This window comes from Streptomyces sp. NPDC057697 (genome assembly GCF_042799335.1).
GTDB lineage: Bacteria > Actinomycetota > Actinomycetes > Streptomycetales > Streptomycetaceae > Streptomyces.
In genome coordinates, this window is the sequence record NZ_JBHVJA010000001.1 from 905,208 (window position 1) to 924,518 (window position 19,311).

The following is a 19,311-nucleotide window of genomic DNA, read 5'->3' on the forward strand; positions in this document are numbered from 1 at the left end:
ACACCGCAGATGAGCTACAACCAGCCGGGCCCGTACGGCGGCCAGCCGCCCCAGGGCCAGGGTCCGTACGGCGGCCAGCCCCCGCAGGGCCAGCCCGGCCCGTACGGCCAGCAGCCGCAGGGCCAGCCGGGTCCCTACGGCCAGCAGCCGGGTCCGTACGGCGGCCAGCCGCCCCAGGGCCAGCCCGGCTACGGCTACCCCCAGCAGGCGCCCCAGGGCGTCCCGCCGCAGCAGCAGCCCCAGCCGGGTTACGGCTACCCCCAGGCCCAGCAGCCCGGCCCGTACGGCCAGCAGCCCCCCACTCCCCCGTACGGCGGCCAGCAGCCCTACGGCGCGATGCCGCCGGCGGAGCCGAAGAAGAAGACCGGCCTGATCATCGGCGGCGTCATCGTGGCGCTGGCGGTCATCGGGGGCGGGGTGTACTTCCTGACCTCGGGCGGTGCCAGCAACAGCGACGTGGCGGACTCCACCAAGGGGTACAAGCTGACGCCGGCGGCGTCGTTGGACGGCTACAAGAAGAGCAGCACCGCGGCGCAGGAGCCGTCCGGTCCGGCGACCGGCTCGCAGAAGACGCAGTTCGAAGCGCTCGGCTTCAAGAACCCCCAGCAGACGGGGGCTTCTTACACGTCGGGTTCCCAGGAGAACCAGCTCAGCATGAAGACCGTGACGCTCCGGGGCTTCTGGGGCGAGGTCACCGATCCCGCGAAGATCATCGACAACTCCTTCTCGGACACCGAGAAGAGCATGAAGAAGTCCAACGAGGGCGTGGAGTACTCCCTCGTCGGGAGCCCCAAGGCGGTGAAGCCGGCCGGGTTCGACGGAGCACTGATGAAGTGCCAGGACCTGAAGGCCGTGAACAGCAAGGGCGACGGAAACGTGCAGGGGGCGGGGCCCAAGGAGTTCACCGCGCCCATCTGCGTGTGGGCCGACTACAGCACGGTCGGTGTGGTCATCGGTATCGACCTCGGGCAGGCCATGGCCGGCAAGGGCATGGCCCAGGACGATGCGGCCGCCCTGGCCGCCAAGCTCTACAACACGTCGCGCACCAAGATCTGACCGCACCGCAGCACGGAAGGGGCGCCCGCCAGTTCACCTGGCCGGGCGCCCCTTCCGTCTGTCTGCGGCTGCCGCTACGCGGACTTCTCGTGCCGTCCGCCGTCGCCCTTGCCGATCGTCCGCGGCTCGCGCGGGACCAGCGTGGGGTTGACGTTGTTGCGGACGACGTCCGCCGTGATGACGACGCGGGCGACGTCCTTGCGGGACGGCACCTCGTACATCACGGACTGGAGGACCTCTTCCATGATGGCCCGCAGGCCACGCGCGCCGGTGCCGCGCAGGATCGCCTGGTCGGCGATGGCCTCCAGGGCCGGGCGGTCGAAGTCCAGCTCGACACCGTCGAGTTCGAACAGGCGCTGGTACTGCTTCACCAGCGCGTTGCGCGGCTCGATGAGGATCTGGAGCAGAGCCTCGCGGTCCAGGTTGTGGACCGAGGTCAGGACGGGGAGGCGGCCGATGAACTCCGGGATCATCCCGAACTTCACCAGGTCCTCCGGCATGACCTCCTGGAACTGGTCGCTCGCCTCGATCTCCCGCTTGGAACGGATCGTGGCGCCGAAGCCGATGCCCTTGGCACCCGCCCGGGACTCGATGATCCGCTCCAGACCGGAGAAGGCACCGCCCACGATGAACAGCACGTTCGTCGTGTCGATCTGGATGAACTCCTGGTGCGGGTGCTTCCGGCCGCCCTGCGGCGGTACGGAGGCGGTGGTGCCCTCCAGGATCTTCAGCAGGGCCTGCTGGACGCCCTCGCCGGAGACATCGCGGGTGATCGACGGGTTCTCGCTCTTGCGGGCGACCTTGTCGATCTCGTCGATGTAGATGATCCCGGTCTCGGCCTTCTTGACGTCGTAGTCCGCGGCCTGGATCAGCTTCAGCAGGATGTTCTCGACGTCCTCGCCGACATAGCCGGCCTCCGTCAGCGCCGTCGCGTCGGCGATGGCGAACGGGACGTTGAGCATGCGGGCCAGTGTCTGCGCGAGCAGGGTCTTGCCGGAGCCCGTGGGGCCCAGCAGCAGGATGTTGGACTTGGCCAGCTCGATGGCGTCGTCCCGGCCCTGGGCGCCGCCGTTCTCACCCGCCTGGACCCGCTTGTAGTGGTTGTACACAGCGACCGAGAGGGCCTTCTTCGCGGGCTCCTGCCCGACGACGTACCCCTCGAGGAACTCGTAGATCTCGCGCGGCTTGGGGAGTTCCTCCCACCGCACCTCGGAGGTCTCCGCGAGCTCTTCCTCGATGATCTCGTTGCAGAGATCGATGCACTCGTCGCAGATGTACACACCGGGACCCGCGATGAGCTTCTTCACCTGCTTCTGGCTCTTTCCGCAGAACGAGCACTTGAGCAGGTCGCCGCCATCACCGATGCGTGCCACGAGGTGCTTCCCCTTCGCCTGGGAGCAGCTTGGTTCAGCGGCTCCTGGTGCCTCTATCCGACGGTACCTTGCCTTGGCCCCCGTTCGGGCCCCCCTTGGCACGGTTCACACCGCGGATGCGGTGCGAACCCGCCGTGCCAAGGGGCGAAGGCCGACGTCAGACGGCCGTGGCCGCCTGCTTGCGGGTCGACACGATCTGGTCGACAAGACCGTAGGCGAGGGCGTCCTCGGCGGTCAGGATCTTGTCGCGCTCGATGTCGTCGCGGATCTTCTCGATCGGCGTGGTGGAGTGCTTGGCCAGCATCTCCTCCAGCTGGGTGCGCATCCGCAGGATCTCGTTGGCCGCGATCTCCAGGTCGGAGAGCTGCTCGCGGCCGGTCTGCGAGGACGGCTGGTGGATGAGCACCCGGGCGTTGGGCAGCGCCATCCGCTTGCCGGGGGTGCCCGCGGCGAGCAGCACGGCCGCGGCGGAGGCCGCCTGGCCCATGCAGACCGTCTGGATGTCCGGCTTCACGAACTGCATCGTGTCGTAGATCGCGGTGAGCGCGGTGAACGAGCCGCCGGGGCTGTTGATGTAGATCGAGATGTCCCGGTCCGGGTCCATCGACTCCAGGCACAGCAGCTGCGCCATGACGTCGTTGGCGGAGGCGTCGTCGATCTGCACGCCGAGGAAGATCACGCGCTCCTCGAAGAGCTTCGCGTACGGGTCGTACTCACGCACGCCCTGCGAGGTGCGCTCCACGAAGCGCGGCACGATGTAGCGGTTGTCCACCTGCGGGCCGGTGTAGAGGCCGCTCGCGGAGGCGCCGGAGAAGTTGTTCATGTGGGTGTTCACCATCCTGGTGGCGTTCTGTGGCTGGGTGTCTCGGCGTACGAGAGGTGCGCGGGGCGGTGGGCCCGGTCCGGTCGGTGCCGGATCAGGCGCCGGTGCCGCCGCCGCCCGGAACGCCCGATGCGATCGTGATGATCTCGTCGATGAGGCCGTACTCCTTGGCCTCCTCCGCGGTGTACCAGCGGTCGCGGTCGCCGTCGCGGATGATCGTCTCGACGGTCTGGCCGGAGTGGCGGGCGGTGATCTCCGCCATCCGCTGCTTGGTGCGCAGCAGGTACTGGGCCTGGATCTTGATGTCCGAGGCCGTACCGCCGATGCCGGCCGAGCCCTGGTGCATGAGGATGTCGGTGTTCGGGAGCGCGAAGCGCTTGCCCGCGGTGCCGCCGGTGAGCAGGAACTGGCCCATCGAGGCCGCCATGCCCATACCGATGGTGACCACGTCGTTCGGGATGTACTGCATGGTGTCGTAGACCGCCATGCCGGCCGTCACCGAGCCGCCGGGGCTGTTGATGTAGAGGTAGATGTCCTTCTCGGGCTCCGCGGCGAGAAGAAGCAGCTGCGCGGTGATCTTGTTGGCGATGTCATCGTCGACCTGCTGGCCGAGGAAGATGATGCGCTCGCCGAGCAGCCGGCTGTAGACCTGGTCACCGAGGCCTCCACCGAGGGACGGCTCTCCGGCGGCGTAGGGCATCAGATTCGTCACGTATCCACCTGCTCGTCTCTGACGGCTCCGGCCGTCTCAGCGTCTTCGTACCGGGTGGGCGGGGGCTCCCCTGCCCTTCCTCTTCATGGACCCTAACGCGCAGGTAGGACAACGCCATCCCGCTTCCGCAACTGTTCGCTGGGAGCGCAAGCTCCGCAGTCCGCACAAGGGTTGTGGGGCACCGTACGCCATACGACGACGGGCTCCGGACGCAGCGGCGTCCGGAGCCCGTCGTTCGGGTTCAGCGCGAGGCTCAGGCCTCGTTCTCCTCGGTGGCCTCGGCGGCGTCGGCGGTGCCCTCGGCAGCCTCGACGGCCTCCTCGGCCGCTTCCTCCTCGTCCTCCAGCTCGACGACCTCACCCTTGGTGTCGACGACCTTGGCGGCCTCGACGACCACGGCCAGCGCCTTGCCCCGGGCGACCTCGCCGACGAGCATCGGCACCTGGCCGCCCTCGACGACGGCCTGGGCGAACTGGTCGGGGCTCATGCCGGAGGAAGCGGCACGCCTCATGAGGTGCTCGGTGAGCTCCTCCTGGTTGACGTTCAGCTTCTCCTTGTTGACGATCTCGTCCAGGATGAACTGGGTCTTGATGCCCTTGATCGCCTGCTCGGACGTCTCGGCGTCGAACTCCTCGGCCGTCTTGCCCTGGATCTCCAGGTACTTGTCGAGGGTCAGGCCCATCTGGCCGAGCTGGTGGTGCTCCAGGTTGTGCTTGCGGGTCTGGACCTCGTCCGCCAGCAGCTTCTCCGGGATCGGGACCTCGGCGAGCTTGAGCAGCTCGTCCAGGACACGCTCCTGGGCCTGGGTGGCCTGGTCGTACTGCTTGGTGTTCTCCAGGCGCTTGCGGCTGTCCGCCTTCAGCTCGTCGAGGGTGTCGAACTCGCTCGCCATCTGGGCGAACTCGTCGTCCAGCTCGGGGAGCTCGCGGGCGGCGACGGTGGCGACCTTGACGGTGACCTCCGCGTCCTTGCCCTCGGCGGAGCCGCCCTTCAGCTGGGAGGTGAAGGTGGCCTCGCCACCCGCCTCCAGGCCGGTGACGGCGGCGTCGATGCCGTCGAGGAGCTCACCGGAACCGATGGTGTACGAGACACCCTCGGCCACGCCGTCCTCCAGGACCTCGCCGTCGACCTTGGCCTCCAGGTCGATCGTCACGACGTCGCCCTCGGCGGCGGCGCGCTCGACCGGGTTGGTGGAGGCGAAGCGCTCGCGGAGCTGCTCCACGGCCTTCTCGACGTCCTCGTCGCTGACCTCGAGGGCGTCGACGGTGACCTCGATGCCGGAGTAGTCCGGAATCTCGATCTCGGGGCGTACGTCAACCTCGGCGGTGAAGGCCAGCAGTTCGCCGTCCTTCAGCTCGGTGATGTCGACCTCGGGCTGACCGAGGACATTGAGCTCACCCTCGTTGACGGCCTCGGTGTAGAACTTCGGGAGGGCGTCGTTGACGGCCTCCTCCAGCACCGCACCGCGGCCGAAGCGCTGGTCGATGACCCGGGCAGGGATCTTGCCCTTGCGGAAGCCCTTCACCGTGACCTGCTGGTTGATCTTCTTGTACGCCGCGTCGAGGCTGTCCTTGAGCTCCTCGAAGGGCACCTCGACAGTGAGCCGAACCCGGGTCGGGTTCAGGGTCTCCACGGCGCTCTTCACGGTTCGGTCTCCTTGTGGCTGACTTCTTGGGGTTCTGCTCCGCCGCACGGGAGGCGGCTTCGCGGACCGAGCCCGGTACATCAGACACACGGGCACGCATTTTGCATAGTAACGGCAAGGAGTCGGACTCCCACAATGCGATCTTGCCCGTGGTCTGCGATCTTGCGGGTGGTCCCGGGATCCTGCCTTGCGATGATCCCTGATCTTGCCGGTGGTCGGGGTGGCCGGATTCGAACCGACGACCTTCCGCTCCCAAAGCGGACGCGCTACCAAGCTGCGCCACACCCCGTCGGTGCGACACGTAGGGTACATGCCGTCAGGCGGTGCATCGGCCGCTTTGCGCGGGCGGCACCGAACGCGACACCGGTGGCCGCGATCGGGTGTGCGGGCAGCGCCCGCGACCCGCTACGATGCTTCACGTGCCGCCGGTCCCCCGGACCTGCGGTGCAGCTGTGCGGGCGTAGCTCAATGGTAGAGCCCTAGTCTTCCAAACTAGCTACGCGGGTTCGATTCCCGTCGCCCGCTCCATGCGTGGGCCCGGTCCGGCGAATTGCTCGCCGGACCGGGCCTTTTGCGTGCCGCCCAGGTGGTGCCGGGCCACCCGCGCCATGGCGGGCGGCCGGACCCGACCGGGTCAGAAAGAGATCTGGTTGATGGTCTCGGCTATCGAGTTCATGAATCTGTTGATCGCCGGCGCCATGCCGGTCGATGCCAGGAAGAAGCCGAAGAGCGCCGCGACGATCGCCGGTCCGGGCTTGATGGAACCACCCCGGATCAGGACCACCAGGATGATCGCCAACATCAGCACCACAGACAGTGAAATGGCCACGACTGATTCACACCCTTGGTCGGTCCGCCTTGCCGGCCCGGAGAGGTGCGGCCGAGCACGTCTCCGTCCCATCCATGGTGCCACCAACTCCCCTGTGGTCGCTGCCAGGTGACGGATCGAACTGACGGGATCGCGCCATCCTTGCGCCCCGCGCGCGCCAGGGGCGCACAGCCGCACAGGGGGTCGCACACTGCCCCACCGGCACCCCGCGCATCTGTGAGCCGCCTGTGAATCATGAGTCCGCAATGAATGTGCCAATGTGATGGTTTCCATATCCCCACACTTCATTCACATGCAATTCCAAGGTTAAGTGCGATGAAATTCACGTCGCATGACACCCTTCCGATATGCCCTATTTAAGGGGGATGAATCGGTGCATAGTGGGCGGTTGACGGTGGTTTCACTTTCGATTGGGCGGGAACACGCGATATCCCCGAGCCGTTTTACGAATTCCAATCGAGGCGTCTAAGGTGCATAAGATGTTCCACGCTCCGAACGTATTTCAGAGGGCCCCGATCCCCGCGGCGACCCGGGAGTCGGAGCCCAGACCCCGAGGGACCACGACCACCACCGCGGCACCCCCCACGACGGTGGTGAACCAGCCTCCGGCGGCCGCACCGGCGAAGCGGCGGGACGCCTACTTCGACAACGTCAAATACCTGGCCATCGTGCTGGTCGCGGTGGCGCACTCGTGGGAACCGGTGATGGACGGCAGCCGGACCGCCCGCGCGCTGTACATGGTGGCGTACACCTTCCACATGCCGGCGTTCATCATCGTCTCCGGCTACTTCTCCCGCTCGTTCGACATGTCCGCCGCCAAGGTGAAGCGCCTGATCACCGGCGTCGCCGTGCCCTACATCGTGTTCGAAACGGCGTATTCGCTGTTCAATCGGTTCGCGGGCGACTCGGCCGACACCTCGATCAGCCTGCTCGACCCCTGGTACCTCACCTGGTTCCTGGTCGCGCTGTTCATCTGGCGGATCACCACGCCGGTGTGGCAGTCGCTGCGCCACCCCCTGCCGGTCGCGCTCGTCATCGCCGTGCTCGCCTCCCTCTCCCCGTCGATCGGCGACGATCTCGATCTCCAGCGTGTTCTGCAGTTCCTGCCGTTCTTCGTGCTGGGCCTCCGGCTGAAGCCCGAACACTTCCAGCTGGTGCGCCGGCGCGAGGTGCGGATGCTCGCGCTCCCGCTGTTCGCCGGGGCCCTGGCCTTCGCCTACTGGGTGGCGCCCCGGATGCAGCTGGGCTGGTTCTACCGCAGCAACAGCGCGCAGGAGATGGGCGCCCCGTGGTGGTCCGGGGCCGTGATGACCCTGGCGATGTTCGGCTGCGCGCTGCTGCTCACCATCGGGTTCCTGTCCTGGGTGCCGCGTCGCCCCATGTGGTTCACGGTCCTCGGCGCCGGGACGATCTGCGGCTATCTGCTGCACGGCTTCCTGATCAAGGGGGCCGGATACGCCGGGGTGTTCGACGCCTACGACTGGCTCGCGGCGCCCGCCGGGCTGGTCCTCGTCTCCGTGGTCGCGGCCGCCGCGGTGACGCTGCTGTGCACGCCGCCGGTGCGCCGGGTGCTGCGCCCGGTGACGGAGCCGGACATGGCCTGGGCGTTCCGGCGGGACTCGGCCCGGCTCTGAGGCCGGGCGCGTGGCCGGGTGCGCGGCCCGGTCAGTCCTCCGCCGTGTTGGCTTGAACCGATTGCTCGACGGGCGATTCGCCCGGGGCGAGCCCCAGCAACGTCCGTACCAGCGCATACTTCTCGGTCAGCCGGGTACGGGTGGCCGGTTCCAGCACGGCGAGGCGGGCCGGGTCCGCGTTGTGCGCCAGGTCGGACTCCTTGATCAGCAGGGCGCCCGGGGTGTCCAGGATGCGCCGGGTGTACGCCCGCAGGTCCTCGCCCTCACGTTTCGTGACGGCGAGGACCATGTCCTTCACCTGCTGCGGCAGCGCGGCGCCGGCCAGCCACCGGGCCGACAGCGCGTCGTCCTCGATCGCGTCGTGCAGCCAGGCCGCGGCGATCTGTTCGTCGCTGCCGCCCCTGGCCCGTACGCCCTCGGCGACGGCGGCGAGGTGCTCGGTGTAGGGGCGCCCGGCCTTGTCGCGCTGCTCCGCGTGGGCGGCGCGGGCCGTCGCCTCCACCTCGGCCAGGGTCAGATGTGCGTGCTGGGGTGCGGTCATGGACCGACTCTACGGACGGGCGGCCGCCGTGCGCAGGGCCGCGCGGGCGGGGAGCGCCGCGGCGAGGAGGCCGAGCCCGATGGTCCCGGCGACGAAGGTGCCGTACAGGAGCGGCGGGATGTACGGCGACTCGCCCGTCAGCCCCCGCATCATCGGGAAGAGCGTGGCCAGGGCGATGCCGCTGCCGAGCGCGGCGCCGGCCACCGTGACCAGCAGCGCCTCCCAGCGGATCATGCCCATGACCTGGCGGCGGGTGGAGCCGACCAGGCGGAGCATGGTCAGTTCGCGGCGGCGGTCGAGGACGCTCATCACCAGGGTGTTGACGGCGGCGATCGCGGCGAATCCGCCGAGTACCGCGGCCATGACGGTGTTGGCCCAGGCGCTGAGTTCGCGGTCCTCGTCCTGCGCCGCGGCGTAGGACGAGGCGTCGGTGACGGTGCCCAGCGCGGTGAGCTTCCGGGCGGCGGCGGGGGTGGCCCGTACCAGCAGCTCGGTGGCGTACGGCGAGGTCATCCGGGTCTTCAGGTCGGCCGCGGGGAGGGTGACCAGGCTGGTGCCGAGGCCCCGCCCGTAGACCGCGACGACCTTCGGGGCGGCCCGGGTGCCGTCCGGCAGCCGCAGGGGGAGCCGGTCGCCCGTGCGCAGGTCCGCCGTGGCGGCGAGCGTGGTGTCGACGGCGACGGTCCCGGGCCGCAGGCCGTCGAGGGAGCCGGTCCTGACGTCGAGGTCCTGGACCCTGGCGAGTTCCGCGCCGGAGCCGATGACGCCCTGCGCGGAGGCGTTCCGCGGCACCGGGCCGTCGCCGCCGGGCACCAGGACGGAGGTGCGGAGGAGCCCGACCGCGGTGGAGACGCCGGGGGTGGCCGCGGCCCGTTCGGTCGCGTCGGAGCCGAGTCCCGCCGGGGCGGTGACGATGTGGTCGGCGGTGATCGCGTCGCGCTGCTGGTGTGCGGTCACCCGTTCCTCGCTGGTCTGCATGAAGACCAGCGTCGAGGCGAAGGCCATGGCGAGCACGATCGGGGTGATCGCGGAGGCCAGCCGCCGTGAGTTGGTGAGGGAGTTGGCGGCGGCCAGCGAGCCGGACGCGCCGGCGGCGCGCAGCGGGAGTCCGAGGACGGCGGCGCAGATCCGGGCGATCACCGGGCCGAGCAGCCCGACCGCGAACATGAAGAGCATGACGACGCCCAGGGCCGCGTTCGCGGAGTCCTCGCCGGAGGTGGATGCGGCGACGCCCGCGAGGGCCCCGCCGCCGACGAGTGCGGCGATGCCGAGCGGGGTGCGGATCACGCCGAACGGGGGCCGTTCCACGGCCGTCTGGGCGAGGGCGAGCCCCGGCTTCAGCTTGGCGGGGCGGCGCGCGGCGAGGTAGCCCGCGCCCAGCGCGGTGAGCATGGTGGTGGCGACCGCGATGGCCGGCGGCAGCCAGGAGAAGTGCAGGGCGACGGAGTCGAGGACGGCTCCCCGGTCCCGGAGCTGACCGGACCACCACAGGGCCAGCGCCGCGCCGGGCAGGCAGCCGAGGACTCCGGCGAGCGGGGCGACGAGCAGCGACTCCGTGGCGATGGTGCGGCGCAGCTGGCGCGGGGTGGCGCCGATGGCGCGCAGCAGGGCGAACTCGCGGCTGCGCTGCCCCACGGAGAGGGCGACCGTACCGGCGGCGGTGAAGACGGCGACCATGGTGGCGACGCCGCCGAAGGAGACGCCGAGGCCGAAGAAGATCTCCTTGGTGCTCGCGAGGGCGGGGGTCTCGACGGCGCCCCGGTCATCGCCGGTGTGGACCTGGGCGGTGGCGGTGTGGCCGACGGCCTCGCGGACCTGGCGGGCGAGGGTGTCGGTGGCGGTGCCGTCCGCGGCGAGCACCGCGATGGCGTCGATCCGGCCGGGGTGGCCCGAGAGCTGTACGGCCTGCCGGTCGGTGAACCAGACGGTGGCGGCGGTGGCGGTGGTGCCGGACACCCGGAACTCCCGGACGCCCGCGGGTGTGTCGAGGGCGACCCGGTCGCCGGTCCGGTTTCCGTCGCCCTCGGGGACGACGACTTCGCCGGTCCCGGGTGCGTGGCCGGTGACCAGCCGGGTGCCGGTGAGGGCGGTGGAGCCCCAGCCGTGTGCGGTGAGGGGGTCGCCGTCGCGCCGTACGGAGTAGGTGACGTCCCCGATCGCGGTGGCCACGCCGGGGGCGGAGGCGGCCCTGGCCACCAGGGACGCGGGCAGCCGCACGGTGTCCGGGAGGAGTACGGCGGTCTCCTCGGTGCTGTCGCCGCTGCCGGTCCTCAGATGGATCTGCTGGTCCGCGGCGACCACCACGGGGGCCTTCGCGTAGCGGTCCGGGGCCACCGAGGCGCGCAGGCTGGTCTCCGTCAGGATGCCGCAGGCGGAGACGATGGCCGCGGCCATGAGGAGCGCGACGAAGGTCCCGATGAACGAGGAGGGTTTGAAGCGGACGGCCGCGCGGGCGAGGCCGTTGGGGGCGTGCGGGACGAACATCAGGCTGCCGCTCCCGCGTGGGCGGGGGTGGTCCGCGCGGTCAGTGCGGTCATCCGGGCGGCGATCCGCGCGGCGCCGGCGTGCGGCAGGCGGTCCGCGATCGCGCCGTCGGCGAGGAAGAGCACCTGGTCGGCATAGGCGGCGGCCGCCGGGTCGTGGGTGACCATGACGACGGTGGCGCCGAGGCCGTCCACGGCGTTGCGAAGCAGGGCGAGGATCTCGGCCGCGGTGGTGGTGTCGAGGGCGCCGGTCGGCTCGTCGGCGAAGATCACGTCGGGGCGGGTGACCAGGGCGCGGGCGACGGCGACGCGCTGCTGCTGGCCGCCGGAGAGCTGGCCGGGGCGGCGGTCGCCCTTGTCGCCGAGGCCGACCCGGGTGAGCATCTCGGTGGCCTCGCGGCGGCTGCGGGCGGAGCCGGTGCGCTGTCCGGCCAGGCGCAGGGGCAGGACGACGTTCTGTTCGACCGTCAGGGACGGCAGCAGGTTGAAGGCCTGGAAGACGAAGCCGAGGCGGGTGCGGCGCAGTTCGGTGAGCCGGTTCTCGCTCATGCCGGTGATCTCGGTGCCGCCGAGGCGTACGGAGCCCTCGGTGGGGCGGTCGAGTCCGGCGGCGCACTGGAGGAAGGTCGACTTGCCGGAGCCGGAGGGTCCCATGACGGCGGTGAAGCCGGCGCGCGGGAGGGCGAGGTCGATGCCCCGCAGCGCGTGGACGGCGGAGCCGCCCCGGCCGTACTGCCTGCGGACGCCGCGCAGTTCGACGGCGAGGTTCGAGGGCCCGGACCCCTGACGGGTGTCCGTGTACCGCTCGTCCCGCGCGCGCTGCCTGGTGCGTCGCAGCCCCATGATGTCCGCCTTCCGTCGCTCATCGGCCGCTTCTTCGACCACGGCTCGAACCTACGGATCGGTGGCCGGGCCGAACATGGCGGCTGCTGGCGGATCGGGGGTGGGGAAAACCCCAGGTCGCGCCGGGGGAAGACGGGCGGGGCGCCGACGTTCTCCCGGGCGTTTTCCCCCGAGGGAACAGTTGCAACGTCAATCGTTCGGTAAACTAATTACTGACGATTTTTTGACGCTCTCTTGACCTAGTGAAGGACCGGGCTCATCGGACACGCAGACACGCTCATCGCCATGGGCGGCGCCTTCCTGGCCGCCGCCGTTCTCGCCCGCGTCGGCAGCCGCATCGGACTGCCGACCATCCCCCTGTTCATCCTGGCCGGAATTCTGCTCGGCCCGCACACGCCCGGCATCGTGCTCGTCGCGGACCCGCACGAGTTGGAGATGCTCTCCGCGCTCGGCCTGGTGCTGCTGCTCTTCTACCTCGGCCTGGAATTCCACCTCGACGACCTCAAGACCGGCGGCCGCAAGATGGCGATCGCCGGCGGCACCTACCTCGCCCTGAACGTCGGCGCCGGGCTCGGCTTCGGCTTCGCGCTCGGCTGGGGCACCTCCGAGGCGCTGGTACTCGCCGGTGTGCTCGGCATCTCCTCGTCGGCCATCGTCACCAAGGTCCTGGTCGACCTGGGCCGGATCGGCAACCCGGAGACCAAGCCGATCCTCGGCATCATCGTGGTCGAGGACGTCTTCCTCGCGCTCTACCTGGCCGCGCTCCAGCCCATCCTCTCGGGCGCCGACAGCCTCTCCGCCGCGGCGGTCGACGGCGGCAAGGCCTTCGGGTTCCTGCTGCTGCTCGCGCTGGCCGCCCGGTTCGGCACCAGGGTCATCGGCAGGCTGATCAACACCCGTGACGACGAACTCCTCGTCATCTCCTTCCTCGGCGCCGCGGTGTTCGTCGCGGGCGTCTCGGAGTGGTTCGGGGTCGCGGACGCGATCGGCGCGTTCATGGTCGGCCTGATGCTCGGCAGCACGACCTCCGGCGAACGCATCCTCAAGCTGGTCCACCCGCTGCGGGACGCCTTCGGCGCGATCTTCTTCTTCGCCTTCGGGCTCTCCATCGACCCGGGCGACCTGCCGACCGTGCTGTGGCCGGTGCTGGCCGCCGTCGCCGTGACGCTGGCCATGAACGTCCTCGCCGGGATCGCCGCCGCGAAGGTGTACGCGTTCGGCCCGCAGGCCACGGCGAACATCTCCACCACGCTGGTGGCGCGCGGCGAATTCGCCCTGATCCTCGCCACGATGGCGGCGGCCGCGGGGCTGGACGAGCGGCTCTCCCCGTTCATCGCGGGCTATGTGCTGCTCCTCGCGGTCCTCGCACCGCTGGCGGCCGGGCGCTCGCACTGGCTGGCCCGCGTCCTGCCCGGCGGACGGGGCCGGGGCGGGAGCAGCGGCAGCGAGGACGGCGCCGGGAAGCTCTCGCTCCCGGTCTGAGCCGGCCCCGCGGTGCTCCGGGTACGGGGGAACGGGCCGCACCGGCCCCCGTACCCGGCAAGTCCGGTACACGCTGTCCACGTTCCGGTGAGGAACCGGCCGCTGTTGACCCACGCCCGGTTCGGCCCGTTCGCGTACGGCTCGGGCCGTGCGTGGCAGCAGCGGCGTACGGCCCGGACTCCGGCCGTCACCGGCCGCGTACGGCTCAGGCCGTGCGCGACAGGAGCAGCAGCGCCCGGTCGTCGTTGACGTCCTTGGCGCATGCCTCGATCAGGTGCCAGGCCGCGCCCTCGAAACCGGTGGCGACATAGCGGTCGGCCTCACCGGTCAGCCGGTCGATGCCGTCCGCGATGTCGCGGTCCGACGCCTCGACCAGGCCGTCCGTGAACAGCATCAGTACGTCGCCGGGGGCCAGCGAGCCCTTCACGGCGTCGAACTGCGCCCCGTCGTAGACCCCCAGCAGCGGCCCCTCGGCCGCCTTCTCCTCCCACTGGCCGCTGCCCGAGTGGAGCTGGAGGGCGGGCGGGTGCCCGGCCGACAGGAGTTCGTAGTCGCCCGATTCGAGGTCCAGGACCAGATGGATCGAGGTGGCGAACCCCTCGTCCCAGTCCTGGCGCAGCAGATAGCCGTTGGCCGCCGGGAGGAAGCCGTGCGGGGGCAGCGAGCCGAGCAGGCCGCCGAAGGCCCCGGACAGCAGGAGGGCGCGGGAGCCCGCGTCCATGCCCTTGCCGGAGACGTCGGTGAGCACGGCCTCCAGGGTCCGTCCGCCGTTGGTGCGGGCGGCGACGACGAAGTCCCCGGAGAAGGACTGCCCGCCCGCCGGGCGCAGCGCCATCTCGCGGTGCCAGCCCTGCGGCAGCCGGGGCAGGGCGCTCTGTACCCGGATGCGTTCGCGCAGGTCGAAGAGCATGGTGCCGCCACGCCGCCACGGCACGCCGACCCTGGCCCGGAACTGCGCGAGGACCAGCCCGAAGAAGCCGCAGGCCGCGACGGTCAGGACGATGCCGGGGGTCACCCGGGCCGGGCCGTCGACGTACGGGCCCAGTCCGACCGACTCCACGATCAGGGCCGTGGCGGCGGTCGCGTACAGGCCCAGCAGGCTGGCCGGGCGCAGCAGCAGGCCGCCCGCGACGATCGGCAGGACGAGCGCGGCCGGTGAGCACCAGGTCGGATCGAAGAGTGTGGCGGCGGTGATGGCGGGAATGGTCAGCAGCAGGCCGACCAGCGCGATCCAGTCCGAGCCGTCGCCGCGGAAGTAGTCGACCCCGGACTTGCGCAGCGCGATGCGTGCCCGGTGCGCCGATTTCCGCAATCGGGCCGGGTACGTGTCTGCTCCTGCGCGACGGGCCATTGCCGGGACCCTACCTACCCGGCCGCCCGAGGTGGAGGGGGACCCCGTGACAATGCGTTCGAAATCGGTTCGCTCCGGCGCCGCGCCCCTGGTAGGCATGGCCCATGACTACTGAGCTTCGTGTACTGCGTCCGTCCGAATGGAACCAATGGTTCGGCTGTCTTGAACTGGCATTCGGCGGCGACCCGGAGACCCCCGAGGAACGCGAGCTCTTCGAGCAACTGACCGAGCACGAGCGGTCGCTCGGGGTCTGGGACGGCGACGACGTGGTCGGTACGGCGGGGGCGTTCAGCTTCCGGGTCGCCGTGCCGGGCGGCGCCCTGGTGCCCGCCGCCGGGATCACGATGGTGAGCGTCGCCTCCACGCACCGCAGGCGCGGGCTCCTGACCTCGATGATGCGCCGCCAGCTGGACGACATCCGGGCGCTGGGCGAGCCGTTCGCCGTGCTGACGGCCTCCGAGCCGGTGATCTACGGCCGGTACGGCTACGGCGCCGCCTCGAAGCAGATGTCCCTGACGATCGAGAAGGACCGCGTCCGGCTGGACGTGCCGCCGGGCACCGACGAGGTGCGGCTGCGCCGTGCCCGGCCGGACGAGGCGGTGGCGGCGTGCGAGAGCGTGTACGAGCGGCTGGTCCCCGGCCGGCCCGGTGTCCCGGCGCACGGGCCCGGCTGGGAGCGCAAGCCGATGGTCGACCCCGTCTCCGCCCGGCAGGGCTCCTCGGCCCAGCAGTGCGTGCTGGCGGAGCGTGACGGGGAGCTCCTCGGTTATGTGACCTATCGCATGAAGCCGGAGTGGGAGCCGTCCGGTCCCAAGGGCACCGTCGTGGTCAACGACCTGGCGGCGCTGGACCCGGCGGCGTACGCGGCGCTGTGGCGGTTCGTCTTCGAGATCGACCTGATGACGACGGTCGTGGCCCTCAACCGGCCGGTCGACGACGCGGTGCTGCACCTGGTGTCGGACGTGCGGCGGTGCAACATCCGGGTCCGTGACTGCCTCCATGTGCGTCTGGTGGATCTGGGGGCGGCGCTGGAGGCACGGACGTACCGGGGCCCGCTGGACGTGGTGTTCGACGTCGAGGACGCGTTCTGCCCCTGGAACGAGGGGCGCTGGCGGCTCACCGCGGACGACAAGGGCGTCGCGGCGTGCCGGCGCACCGACGGCCCGGCCGATCTCGCGCTCACGGTGCGGGAGCTGGGTTCGGCCTATCTGGGCGGCGAGTCGCTGAGCTCGCTCGGCCTGGCCGGGCGGGTGCGGGAGCTGCGGGCGGGCGCGCTGGCCCAGGCGTCGGCGGCGTTCCTGTCGGACACCGCCCCGTGGCTGCCCCGGGGGTTCTAGGGCGTCGGTCGACGGCCGTCCCGCGGCTTCCCCCGCGGGACGGCCGTCAGGTCTGCTGGCACCCCGGGCACCAGAAGAGGTTGCGGGCGGCGAGGTCGGCGGTGCGGATCTCGCCGCCGCAGATGTGGCAGGCCTGGCGGGCCCGGCGGTAGACGTACACCTCGCCGCCGTGGTCGTCGACGCGCGGCGGGCGTCCCATCGCCTCGGGCAGGTGCTCGGGGCGGACGGTGTCGATCCGGTTGTTCCGTACGCCCTCGCGCATCAGCGCCGCGAGGTCCGCCCAGATCGCGTCCCATTCGCCGCGCGTGAGGTCCCTGCCGAGGCGGTACGGGTCGATCCCGTGCCGGAACAGCACCTCCGCGCGGTAGACGTTGCCGACCCCGGAGACGACCTTCTGGTCCATCAGCAGGGCCGCGACGGTGATCCGGCTGCGCGAGATCCGCAGCCAGGCCCGCTCGCCGTCCTCGTCGGTGCGCAGCGGGTCCGGTCCGAGGCGGTCGTGTATCGCGCGCTTCTCCGGATCGGTGATCAGCGCGCAGGCCGTCGGGCCGCGCAGATCCGCGTGGTGCGCGTCGTTGAGCAGGCGCAGCCGGACCGTGTCGGTGGGCGGCGGGGCCGGGACCGTACCGAATCCGAGCTTGCCGAACAGGCCCAGGTGGATGTGGACCCAGCCGGCGCCCCCGAAGCCGAGGAAGAGGTGCTTGCCGTGGGCGTCCACCTCGTCGAGCACCCGGCCGTCCAGCAGGGCGGCGCTGTCGGAGAACTTCCCCTGCGGGCTGCTCACGCGCACGGGGTGTCCGGCGAACCGGTCCCGGTGATCGGCCGCGAGGCGGTGGATGGTGTGTCCCTCGGGCACGGCGGCGGCTCTCCTCGGGGCGTACGGGGCGGGCATGGCTGTGCCGCCGGGGGTACCGGCGGCACGGGAGCGGGAGCGGTCAGCCCTGCTGCGGGTGGTGGGCCGGGATCGGGGGGAGTTCGCCGGTCGTCTCGTAGGCCGTCAGCATCTCGATGCGACGGGTGTGACGCTCCTCGTTGGAGTACGGGGTGGCGAGGAAGATCTCGACGAACTTGGTGGACTGCTCCACCGAGTGCATCCGGCCGCCGATGGCGACCACGTTGGCGTTGTTGTGCTCGCGGCCCAGGGCGGCGGTCTGCTCGCTCCAGGCCAGCGCGGCGCGGACGCCCTTGACCTTGTTGGCGGCGATCTGCTCGCCGTTGCCCGAGCCGCCGATCACGATGCCGAGGCTGTCCGGGTCCGCGGCCGTCCGCTCGGCGGCACGCAGGCAGAACGGCGGGTAGTCGTCCTGGGCGTCGTAGATGTGGGGGCCGCAGTCGACGGCCTCGTGGCCCTGGGCCGTGAGCCACTCGACGAGGTGGTTCTTGAGTTCATAGCCGGCATGGTCCGAGCCGAGGTACACGCGCATGCCTCCGAGTGTGGCACGTGCGACGCGGGGTAGCCGCCATCGGGGTCGGAACGGTCCGGCCGGTCCGCCGGAAGCCGCGGCGGACCTCGTGTGATCACGATGTGCGGGTCGTGTGTGAGCAGGGCCACTCCGGCAACGATCCGGTCAACGATCCGGAGGAAAGGGTTCCGTTTTTGCGGTCCGGCGGGCTTCAATGCATCACTCGCTGCCGCACCCCACTGCCGCGGCCGGGCACGCATCGCGTGATCCGAGAACGTAAGGATTCGATCCATGACGTCGCAGACGACTACGGCCGGTCCGGGCCACCGGCCCGGTGAGCCGGACCGGTCGAACGGGCCGGACACTCCGGATTCCCCCCACTCCTCCGACGGCCTCCAGGCGGGACTCAAGAACCGTCACCTCTCGATGATCGCCATCGGCGGGGTGATCGGCGCGGGCCTCTTCGTGGGCTCCGGCGCCGGTATCGCCGCCGCGGGACCGGCCATCCTGCTGTCCTACGCCCTGGTCGGCCTGATGGTCGTCTTCGTGATGCGGATGCTCGGCGAGATGGCCGCGGCCCGCCCCAGCTCGGGCTCCTTCTCCGCCTACGCCGATCAGGCGCTGGGCCGCTGGGCCGGTTTCTCGATCGGCTGGCTGTACTGGTTCTTCTGGGTCGTGGTGCTCGCCGTCGAGGCCACGGCGGGCGCCAAGATCCTGGAGGGCTGGGTGCCGGGCGTCCCGCAGTGGGCGTGGGCGCTGATCGTGATGGTGGTGCTGACCGCCACGAACCTGGTCTCGGTCGGTTCGTACGGCGAGTTCGAGTTCTGGTTCGCCGGGATCAAGGTCGTGGCGATCGGCGCCTTCGTGGTCGTCGGACTGCTCGCCGTCTTCGGGGTGCTGCCCGGCTCGGACAACCCCGGCGCGGGGTTCGCGCACCTCACCGACACCGGCGGGTTCTTCCCCGAGGGGCCGGGCGCGATCCTCACCGGTGTGCTGATGGTCGTCTTCTCCTTCATGGGCAGCGAGATCGTCACCCTCGCCGCCGGTGAGTCCGAGAACCCGCAGCGCGCCGTCCAGAAGGCCACCAACAGCGTGATCTGGCGGATAGCGGTGTTCTACCTGGGCTCGATCTTCGTCGTGCTCACCCTGCTGCCGTGGAACGACGCGTCGATCGTGAAGGACGGCAGCTATGTCGCCGCCCTGAACTCCATCGGCATCCCGCACGCCGGCCAGGTCATGAACGTCATCGTCCTCACCGCCGTGCTGTCGTGCCTGAACTCCGGCCTCTACACCGCCTCGCGGATGGCCTTCTCGCTCGGCGGCCGCGGGGACGCGCCGAAGGCGTTCGCCCGGACGAACAAGCGGGGCGTGCCGCAGGCCGCCATCCTGTCCTCGGTGGTCTTCGGCTTCGTCGCGGTGTTCTTCAACTACCAGTGGCCCGACACCGTCTTCCAGTTCCTGCTGAACTCCTCCGGCGCGGTCGCGCTGTTCGTCTGGCTGGTCATCTGCTTCACCCAGCTGCGGATGCGCGGGATGATCCTGCGCGAGTCGCCGGAGAAGCTGGTCGTACGGATGTGGCTCTTCCCGTATCTGACCTGGGCGACCATCGCAATGATCTCGTTCGTCCTGGTCTACATGCTCACCGACGACAGCGGGCGCGAGCAGGTGCTCCTCTCGCTGCTGGTCGCAGCGGTGGTGGTGGCGGTCTCGCTGGTCCGCGAGGCCAGGAACCGCAGGAACGGCACGGCAGCGAAGACGCCCACCCGTACCTGACGGCCGCTGTCGGGCTCACCGGAGAG

General features: G+C 70.6%; 16 protein-coding genes and 2 tRNA genes. 6 read left to right on the forward strand and 12 right to left on the reverse strand.

Annotated elements, in window-relative coordinates:
- Positions 1 to 9 precede the first annotated feature (9 nt).
- Positions 10 to 1,056, forward strand: a complete 1,047-nt coding sequence (locus ACFVFH_RS04010; RefSeq protein ID WP_383763586.1) for a hypothetical protein — start codon at positions 10 to 12, stop codon at positions 1,054 to 1,056.
- A gap of 74 nt (positions 1,057 to 1,130) precedes the next feature.
- On the opposite strand, the gene clpX is transcribed toward ACFVFH_RS04010, so the two are convergent.
- From clpX to ACFVFH_RS04035, 5 genes are all read right to left on the reverse strand, one after another.
- Positions 1,131 to 2,429, reverse strand: coding sequence for an ATP-dependent Clp protease ATP-binding subunit ClpX (gene clpX / locus ACFVFH_RS04015; RefSeq protein WP_093542560.1), 1,299 nt, complete (start codon positions 2,427 to 2,429; stop codon positions 1,131 to 1,133).
- Positions 2,430 to 2,586: 157 nt separating this feature from the next.
- Entirely contained in the window at positions 2,587 to 3,267 is a 681-nt protein-coding gene (locus tag ACFVFH_RS04020) for an ATP-dependent Clp protease proteolytic subunit (protein WP_329198695.1), read from the reverse strand.
- A 79-nt stretch (positions 3,268 to 3,346) separates the two neighbouring features.
- A complete protein-coding gene (locus ACFVFH_RS04025; protein WP_164495234.1) occupies positions 3,347 to 3,952 on the reverse strand; it encodes an ATP-dependent Clp protease proteolytic subunit in 606 nt (201 codons plus the stop codon).
- Between the two features lie 265 nt (positions 3,953 to 4,217).
- Positions 4,218 to 5,609, reverse strand: a complete 1,392-nt coding sequence (tig, locus tag ACFVFH_RS04030) for a trigger factor (protein WP_383762977.1) — start codon at positions 5,607 to 5,609, stop codon at positions 4,218 to 4,220.
- 212 nt (positions 5,610 to 5,821) lie between these two features.
- Positions 5,822 to 5,898: transfer RNA gene (locus ACFVFH_RS04035), tRNA-Pro, on the reverse strand.
- Positions 5,899 to 6,063: 165 nt separating this feature from the next.
- On the opposite strand from ACFVFH_RS04035, the gene ACFVFH_RS04040 reads away from it, so the two are divergent.
- Positions 6,064 to 6,137: transfer RNA gene (locus ACFVFH_RS04040), tRNA-Gly, on the forward strand.
- Between the two features lie 106 nt (positions 6,138 to 6,243).
- Here ACFVFH_RS04040 and ACFVFH_RS04045 read toward each other — a convergent pair.
- Positions 6,244 to 6,438: a hypothetical protein gene (locus ACFVFH_RS04045; protein WP_383762980.1), complete on the reverse strand. Its 195-nt coding sequence runs from the start codon at positions 6,436 to 6,438 to the stop codon at positions 6,244 to 6,246.
- 479 nt (positions 6,439 to 6,917) lie between these two features.
- Here ACFVFH_RS04045 and ACFVFH_RS04050 point away from each other — a divergent pair, with 479 nt between their 5' ends.
- Positions 6,918 to 8,072 carry an acyltransferase family protein gene (locus tag ACFVFH_RS04050; protein ID WP_383762983.1) on the forward strand — a complete coding sequence of 385 codons (1,155 nt, stop codon included), beginning with the start codon at positions 6,918 to 6,920 and terminating at the stop codon, positions 8,070 to 8,072.
- A 31-nt stretch (positions 8,073 to 8,103) separates the two neighbouring features.
- Here the strand turns inward: ACFVFH_RS04050 and ACFVFH_RS04055 are convergent, their stop codons facing one another.
- The 3 genes from ACFVFH_RS04055 to ACFVFH_RS04065 are packed head-to-tail and all read right to left on the reverse strand — an operon-like array spanning position 8,104 to position 11,939.
- Positions 8,104 to 8,613: an HD domain-containing protein gene (locus ACFVFH_RS04055; protein WP_383762985.1), complete on the reverse strand. Its 510-nt coding sequence runs from the start codon at positions 8,611 to 8,613 to the stop codon at positions 8,104 to 8,106.
- Positions 8,614 to 8,622: 9 nt separating this feature from the next.
- Complete coding sequence (locus tag ACFVFH_RS04060; RefSeq protein WP_383762988.1) at positions 8,623 to 11,097, reverse strand: ABC transporter permease; 2,475 nt, start codon at positions 11,095 to 11,097, stop codon at positions 8,623 to 8,625.
- Positions 11,097 to 11,939 carry an ABC transporter ATP-binding protein gene (locus ACFVFH_RS04065; protein ID WP_383763589.1) on the reverse strand — a complete coding sequence of 281 codons (843 nt, stop codon included), beginning with the start codon at positions 11,937 to 11,939 and terminating at the stop codon, positions 11,097 to 11,099. Before ACFVFH_RS04065 ends, ACFVFH_RS04060 begins: the two co-directional genes overlap by 1 nt.
- 285 nt (positions 11,940 to 12,224) lie before the next feature.
- Here ACFVFH_RS04065 and ACFVFH_RS04070 point away from each other — a divergent pair, with 285 nt between their 5' ends.
- Complete coding sequence (locus tag ACFVFH_RS04070; protein ID WP_383762991.1) at positions 12,225 to 13,421, forward strand: cation:proton antiporter; 1,197 nt, start codon at positions 12,225 to 12,227, stop codon at positions 13,419 to 13,421.
- A 205-nt stretch (positions 13,422 to 13,626) separates the two neighbouring features.
- On the opposite strand, the gene ACFVFH_RS04075 is transcribed toward ACFVFH_RS04070, so the two are convergent.
- Positions 13,627 to 14,772, reverse strand: coding sequence for a PP2C family protein-serine/threonine phosphatase (locus ACFVFH_RS04075; RefSeq protein ID WP_383762994.1), 1,146 nt, complete (start codon positions 14,770 to 14,772; stop codon positions 13,627 to 13,629).
- Between the two features lie 104 nt (positions 14,773 to 14,876).
- On the opposite strand from ACFVFH_RS04075, the gene ACFVFH_RS04080 reads away from it, so the two are divergent.
- On the forward strand, positions 14,877 to 16,109 hold the full coding sequence (locus ACFVFH_RS04080; protein WP_383762997.1) for a GNAT family N-acetyltransferase: 1,233 nt from the start codon (positions 14,877 to 14,879) through the stop codon (positions 16,107 to 16,109).
- A 46-nt stretch (positions 16,110 to 16,155) separates the two neighbouring features.
- Here ACFVFH_RS04080 and ACFVFH_RS04085 read toward each other — a convergent pair whose 3' ends face one another.
- Positions 16,156 to 16,965, reverse strand: coding sequence for an Fpg/Nei family DNA glycosylase (locus ACFVFH_RS04085; protein WP_383763000.1), 810 nt, complete (start codon positions 16,963 to 16,965; stop codon positions 16,156 to 16,158).
- A 79-nt stretch (positions 16,966 to 17,044) separates the two neighbouring features.
- Positions 17,045 to 17,533 carry a ribose-5-phosphate isomerase gene (locus tag ACFVFH_RS04090; protein WP_383763003.1) on the reverse strand — a complete coding sequence of 163 codons (489 nt, stop codon included), beginning with the start codon at positions 17,531 to 17,533 and terminating at the stop codon, positions 17,045 to 17,047.
- A 270-nt stretch (positions 17,534 to 17,803) separates the two neighbouring features.
- Between ACFVFH_RS04090 and ACFVFH_RS04095 the strand changes: the two genes are divergently transcribed.
- The gene (locus ACFVFH_RS04095; protein ID WP_383763006.1) at positions 17,804 to 19,285 is read left to right on the forward strand and encodes an amino acid permease; all 1,482 of its coding nucleotides are present in this window, start codon (positions 17,804 to 17,806) and stop codon (positions 19,283 to 19,285) included.
- Positions 19,286 to 19,311: the final 26 nt, after the last annotated feature.